The organism is Aurantimonas marina (assembly GCF_017183135.1).
Lineage (GTDB): Bacteria > Pseudomonadota > Alphaproteobacteria > Rhizobiales > Rhizobiaceae > Aurantimonas > Aurantimonas marina.
Map to the genome: position 1 here is coordinate 128546 of NZ_JADDXW010000012.1, position 6201 is coordinate 134746.

Sequence of the window (6201 nt, forward strand, 5' to 3'; positions counted from 1 at the left end):
ACAGTCATGCACAAGCGAGCATCAGGCGTCCTTGCGGCGCTAGGAACCCTATTGCTTCTTTCCGGGGCGGCGATCGCCCAGGAGAAGGACCCCATCAAACTCGGCGTTCTGGAAGATCAATCCGGCGACTTCGCCGTCGCGACGATCGGCAAGGTTCACGGTATCCAACTGGCGGCAGAGGAGATTAACGCGGCCGGGGGAATCGATGGTCGTCCTCTGGAACTGGTCATCTACGATACGCAGTCGGACAACACCCGCTACCAGGAATTCATGCGCCGCGTCCTGCAGCGCGACAAGGTCGACGCGGTCTTCGCGGGGTTCTCGTCGGCATCGCGTGAGGCATACCGGCCGATCGTCGACCAATTCAAAGGGCTTGCCTTCTACAATAATCAATATGAAGGCGGCGTCTGTGACGCCAATATGATCGTGACCGGGGCGGTGCCCGAGCAGCAGTTCTCGACGCTCATTCCCTACATGATGGAGACCTACGGCAAGAAGGTCTACACGATCGCGGCGGATTACAATTTCGGTCAGATTTCCGCCGAATGGGTTCGCAACATCGTCGAGGAGAACGGTGGCGAGATGGTGGGCGAGGAGTTCATCCCGCTCGGTGTGTCGCAGTTTTCCCAAACCATTCAGAACATTCAGACCGCCAAGCCGGATATTCTCGTCACGCTTCTCGTCGGCACCGCACAGGCATCCTACTACGAGCAGGCGGGCGCGGCGGACTTAAAAATCCCCATGGCCTCGTCGGTGAATGTGGGTCAGGGCTACGAGCACAAGCGGTTCAAGCCACCGAGCCTGGCGAATATGTTCGTGACGACGAACTACATCGAAGAGGTCGACACACCCGAGAGCAAGGCATTCCTCGAGAAATGGCGGGCCAAGTTCCCAGACGAGCCATACGTCAACCAGGAAGCCGAAAACTCCTACTTGGCTGTGTATCTTTACAAGCAGATGGTCGAGCGCGCGAAGTCGACCGATCACGACGCCATCCGCAAGGTGATTGCGGAAGGCGACGTCTGCATGGATGCGCCAGAAGGCAAGGTCTGCATCGACCCCAAGAGCCAGCACATGTCTCACACGATCTATCTGGCAAAGGTCGGCGAGGATCACTCCATCACCTTCCCGAAGGTATGGGAAGACATCAAGCCATACTGGCTAGGCGAAGCCGGCTGTGACCTGACCAAGAGCAATCCGGAGGCCCAGTACACGCCTTCCAATCCCCCGCCCGCGGCGAACTGACCGGCAGCGGGCGGGCGCGACGTCCAATTGGACGCCCGCCCGCCCGCTGCATTCGCCGCTGCCAGCGTTGCGCGCGTTCAGACCGCGCCAAAACGATGTCAGTCTATGGAACGCAGCATCGGCCCTGTCCGAAAACCGGTTTCCTTGGTTTCGGAACGTTGCAACAGCGATGGATTTTGAATGGACGCGTTTAACGCCATCTTCACCTTCCTCTACCAGGCCGGCGATGCCTTCGCCTTCCTCGTCCTTTCCGCCTGCGGGCTGGCCGTGATCTTCGGTATGATGGGCGTCATCAACCTCGCCCATGGCGAATTCATCCTGTGCGGCGCCTATGTCTCAACGGCCGCGACGCATATGGGCCTGCCGTTGCCGCTCTCGATCCTGCTCGGCATGGCGGTTGCCGGCCTCGTCGGCATCGCGCTCGAACGTCTGATCATCCGTCACCTCTACGAACGTCCGCTCGACACGATCGTCGCGACCTGGGGTGTGTCAATGATCGCCACGCAAGGCACGCTGATCCTCCTCGGCTCGACCATGCAAGGCACCGGCACTCCCTTCGGCAGTTTCACGCTCGGTCTTTATTCCTATTCCGTCTACCGTCTTGTGCTGGTGGCGGCGGCGCTGGGCACCCTCGCCTTTCTCTGGCTGATCTTCACGCGCACCAGGTTCGGCGTTCTCGCCCGCGCGACAATCCAGGTTCCGCACATCGCCGAAGCTCTCGGCGTCAATACGCGCCTGATCTACAGTCTGACTTTCGGTCTCGGAGCCGCCCTCGCCGGGCTGGCTGGGGGGCTATACGCCCCGACCATGACGCTCGTTCCCACCATGGGTAGCGCTTTCGTAGTCGAGGCATTCGTCACCGTGGTCGTCGGCGGCGCGGATATCTTCCTCGGCACGGCTCCGGCCGCAGCGATCCTTGGCCTCGTCAAGGCAGCGTTGATCTCTTGGCAAGGCCAACTGGCCGGTCAGATCGGCCTGCTCGTCACTGTCATCATCGTAATCCGCATCCTGCCGCGAGGGCTCTCGGGGTGGATCCTGCGTGAAAGGGCCTGATTTTGGCATCCGCTTCCTCCACTGCCAAAAATCTGAAGCTGCTCGAAGGCCCACAGACCCTCGGCAAAGGGCGCGGCTTCTGGTCCGGGTTCGCCTTGGTTGTCGCCGCCGCCTGTATCTATCCATTGTTCGCGGACGGCTACGACGTCGGCAACAACGTCTATTTCTTCAATTGGACCTTCATGGCGCTCGGCCTAAGCCTGATCTGGGGCTATGGTGGTGCGCTCTCCTTCGGCCAGACGGCCTTTTTCGGCGTGGCTGGTTACGCCTACGGCGTGCTGACCATCAATCTCGGCGATGCTTACGGGCTGACCTTGGTCTCGCTTGTCGCCGCGGTCGCCATCTCGTCGCTCCTCGCCGCCGTTCTCGGCTATTTTCTCTTCTTCGGTCGGATCAGCGGCGTCTTTCTGGGCATCGTCACGCTGTCGGTGACGCTGGTCCTGGAACGATTCATGGCACAGACCGCCGGTCCGGAATGGCACATCGGCTCGGCTCGGCTCAACGGCTTCAACGGCATGGGCGGCATGCCGTCGTTGACGATCCCCTGGCCGGGCGGCGACATCACGCTGTTTCCCGATGTCACGCTGTACTACCTGACCCTCGCCCTTCTCGTTCTCGTCTATCTCGGCCTTCGCATGTTGGTGAACTCCCGTTTCGGCAATGTGCTGGTCGCGATCCGCGAGAATCCGCTGCGCGCCGAAATGCTTGGCTACGACATCCGCAAATATCAGCTCGGCGCCTTCGTCATAGGCTCCGCGCTCGCCGCCCTGTCCGGCATTCTCTACACTTCCTGGGGCAACTACATCACGCCGTCGTCGATGGGCATGACCGCTGCGGCTTTGCCGATCGTGTGGGTGGCCGTCGGCGGTCGCAGCGACCTCACAACGACGCTGCTCGGCACGCTGCTCGTCCTGTCAGGCTTCCAGGCATTGACGATCCACGGCAGCCAGTATGCGCTGGTCGCCATGGGCGTGCTTCTCGTCGCCACCGTGCTGCTCGCCCCGACGGGCATCATCATCGCCCTCGGATCGCTCGTCTCCGGACGATTGAAGCGTCGCAAGACTGCGAGGGAGATGTCCTGATGGCGATCCTGGAGACCCGAGATCTCAACAAGTGGTTCGGCGGACTGCATGTGACCGGAGGGGTCGATTTCACTCTTCAACCAGGCGAGATTCACTGCCTTATCGGTCCAAACGGCGCCGGCAAGAGCACTTTCTTTCGCTTGATCCTGGGCGAATATCTGCCGACCAGCGGGCGGATATTCTACGATGGCCACGACATCACCCGCGCCAAGTCCTTCGCGCGCATCCGTCGGGGCATCAGCGTCAAATTCCAGGTACCGGGAATCTTCAAGGCGCTGAGCGTCCGACAGAACCTCCAGATTGCGCTCCAGCACCATCTGGCCGGACACTCGCTTGGCGAGGAAATCGACCGATTGCTCGAATTCCTGAAACTGAAGGACACCGAAAAGCAACTCGCCGGCGATCTCAGCCACGGCCAGAAGCAATGGCTTGAGATCGGCATGGCGATCGCACTTAAACCGAAGCTGCTTCTCCTCGACGAACCAACGGCCGGAATGACACCTGACGAGACGTTTGCGACCGGCGAGATGGTGCAGGCTCTCAACCGCAACGGCGTGACAGTGCTTGCGGTGGAGCACGACATGGCATTCGTCCGCCAGATCGCCCAGAGCGTCACCGTGCTGCATTTCGGCAAGATCTTCGCGCAGGGCACAATCGATGACATCATCGCCGATGAGGGCGTTGCCGCGATCTATCTGGGCGAGGTCCATGCGTAAGGAAGTCATCCTCGAAACGCGCGGCCTCTGGGCGGGCTACGGCGGCAAGCCGGTGCTGCAGGGCGTCGACCTCAGTGTGCGCGAAGGCCAGATCGTCGCCGTCATCGGCCGTAACGGTGTCGGCAAGTCGACGCTGATGAAGACCCTGATCGGCCTGCGGCCCTCCGACCAAGGCTCGATCAGTTTCGAGGGCTCTCTGATCGACAGGCTTTCAGGGCACAGGCGCGCCCGACTGGGTATCGGTTACGTCCCACAAGGCCGCGATGTCTTTCCCCGCATGAGTGTCTACGAAAATCTCCTCGTCGGTCAGTCGATCGGCGCCTCCCAAAAACCGGCGGGACAGATCGACGAAATCTACGGCTATTTTCCGATCCTGAAGGAACGGCGAGATCAGCGAGCTGGAACTCTGTCGGGCGGTCAGCAACAGCAGCTCGCGATCGGTCGCGTGTTGATGGGAAAGCCCTCGCTCATCCTGCTCGACGAACCATCCGAAGGAATCCAGCCGAATATCGTCCAGGATATCGCGCGCATCATGGTCGAGTTGAACCGGGCGACTGGAATCACGATCGTTTTCGTCGAACAGAACCTCGATATGATCCGTTCCATGGCACAGCGTTGCTACGTCATGGAGAAGGGTCGGATCACCGCCGAGATCGATACGGCAACGTTGGAGGACCGCGATGCTGTCCGCCAATTCCTGGCCGTCTAGTCAATAACCATGCAAATGAGGATCGATCTATGACCTGGTTCAACGACTCCATCATGGCCCGCAAGGGCATCGCCAAGGGTAAACCCGGCACCTCACATTCGCTGACCGAGGCCGTTCAAGGCAAATACCACTATGTCTACGGGGCCTTCGTCGACCCCGTGTTGACGGTCGATCCGGGCGCCGTCGTTGCGGCCGAGACCCATGACGCCTTCGAGGGCGCTATCCAGAACGAAACCGACAAGCCGAGCGAAATCCTCAACTTTCCCTATCTCAATCCGCAGAACGGCCCGATCTACGTCAACGGCGCGGAAAAAGGCGACTGCCTCGCCGTCTATATCGAGAGCATCGTTCCGCGCGGACCCCAGCCTCGCGGCACGACGGTCATCATGCCGGAATTCGGCGGCCTGGTGCCGACCGCCGAGACGGCCCTTTTAACCAATCCGCTGCCGGAGCGTGTGCGCAAGCTCGAGATCGATGCAGAAACGGGCACCAGGTGGAACGAGCGGATCACGCTTCCCTATGAGCCGTTTATCGGAACCATCGGCACAGCGCCTGAGATCGAGGCGATTTCCTCGCTCGTTCCCGATTACTATGGCGGCAACATGGACCTGCCGGACGTGGCGCCCGGGGCGGTCGTCTACCTGCCGGTCAACACGGCTGGAGCCTTTCTGTATCTGGGCGACTGCCATGCCGCCCAGGGCGATGGCGAACTCTGCGGCGTCGCGATCGAGCATCCAACCGTGACGACCGTGCGGATCGACCTCATCAAGGGTTGGACGATTAGGGCGCCGCGCCTCGAAAACGATCGCTTCTACATGACGATTGGCTCCGCCAGGCCCATGGAAGACGCCGTACGCGGCGCCTATCGCGAGCTGATCCGGTGGCTAGGAGCGGATTTCGGCTTCGACGAAATCGACGCCTACATGCTGCTCACCCAGTGCGGCCGCGTACGCTTGGGCAATATGGTCGACCCAAAATACACGCTTGGCGCTTCGGTCCTGAAATCGATCTCCGGCGCCGCGCGATAGGTGGCGAACGATCCGGCATTACATGTTATGCAGCACATTACGTCAACGGTGGAGCAATTCCAGGCCAGGGCGGAGTAAGATCAGCCCGCGGCGACGGCAGGTGCGACGCACAAAACGGCCCGAGGCGGACGCCGTCTGCCGCCGTTATACAAGGATTTGCACAAGCGCATTCAGGTCGCGGTGCCGGCGAGACCGGCATTTCGCCCGAGGTGATGTCGAGCGTCGCGTGGTCGATTCGGTTGCTGTCTAGGCGATCAGGCGATCAGGACAGTGGCGAGTTGGACACCGGCAAGAACCTATCGGCGTGGTTCGCGATGTGATTCACTCGCTTGAGCAGATCGGGAGGGCGGCGCATGCGGCAGGCTAGG

The 6201-nt window shown here is 60.9% G+C and carries 6 protein-coding genes; all 6 read left to right on the top strand.

Annotation, left to right across the window (positions count from 1 at the left end; translation table 11 throughout):
* Positions 1-6: 6 nt before the first annotated feature.
* The 6 genes from ING15_RS14325 (at position 7) to ING15_RS14350 (ending at position 5833) form a co-directional block, all read left to right on the top strand.
* Complete coding sequence (locus ING15_RS14325) at positions 7-1245, top strand: urea ABC transporter substrate-binding protein (RefSeq protein WP_206455506.1); 1239 nt, start codon at positions 7-9, stop codon at positions 1243-1245.
* A 180-nt stretch (positions 1246-1425) separates the two neighbouring features.
* Positions 1426-2298 (top strand): ABC transporter permease subunit, encoded by an 873-nt coding sequence (locus tag ING15_RS14330; RefSeq protein WP_206455507.1) that lies wholly within the window; start codon positions 1426-1428, stop codon positions 2296-2298.
* A 2-nt stretch (positions 2299-2300) separates the two neighbouring features.
* On the top strand, positions 2301-3380 hold the full coding sequence (locus tag ING15_RS14335; protein WP_232845774.1) for a branched-chain amino acid ABC transporter permease: 1080 nt from the start codon (positions 2301-2303) through the stop codon (positions 3378-3380).
* Entirely contained in the window at positions 3380-4096 is a 717-nt protein-coding gene (locus ING15_RS14340) for an ABC transporter ATP-binding protein (protein WP_206455508.1), read from the top strand. Before ING15_RS14335 ends, ING15_RS14340 begins: the two co-directional genes overlap by 1 nt.
* The gene (locus ING15_RS14345; protein WP_206455509.1) at positions 4089-4805 is read left to right on the top strand and encodes an ABC transporter ATP-binding protein; all 717 of its coding nucleotides are present in this window, start codon (positions 4089-4091) and stop codon (positions 4803-4805) included. The genes ING15_RS14340 and ING15_RS14345 overlap by 8 nt, the downstream gene beginning before the upstream one ends.
* A gap of 29 nt (positions 4806-4834) precedes the next feature.
* Positions 4835-5833: an acetamidase/formamidase family protein gene (locus ING15_RS14350; protein WP_206455510.1), complete on the top strand. Its 999-nt coding sequence runs from the start codon at positions 4835-4837 to the stop codon at positions 5831-5833.
* Positions 5834-6201 lie beyond the last annotated feature (368 nt).

Excerpts from the sequence above, each read along its gene's own strand:
- ING15_RS14345 (WP_206455509.1), top strand. The coding sequence starts at position 4,089 with ATGCGTAAGGAAGTCATCCTCGAAACGCGCGGCCTCTGGGCGGGCTAC.
- ING15_RS14350 (WP_206455510.1), top strand. The coding sequence starts at position 4,835 with ATGACCTGGTTCAACGACTCCATCATGGCCCGCAAGGGCATCGCCAAG.
- ING15_RS14325 (WP_206455506.1), top strand. The coding sequence starts at position 7 with ATGCACAAGCGAGCATCAGGCGTCCTTGCGGCGCTAGGAACCCTATTG.
- ING15_RS14330 (WP_206455507.1), top strand. The coding sequence starts at position 1,426 with ATGGACGCGTTTAACGCCATCTTCACCTTCCTCTACCAGGCCGGCGAT.
- ING15_RS14340 (WP_206455508.1), top strand. The coding sequence starts at position 3,380 with ATGGCGATCCTGGAGACCCGAGATCTCAACAAGTGGTTCGGCGGACTG.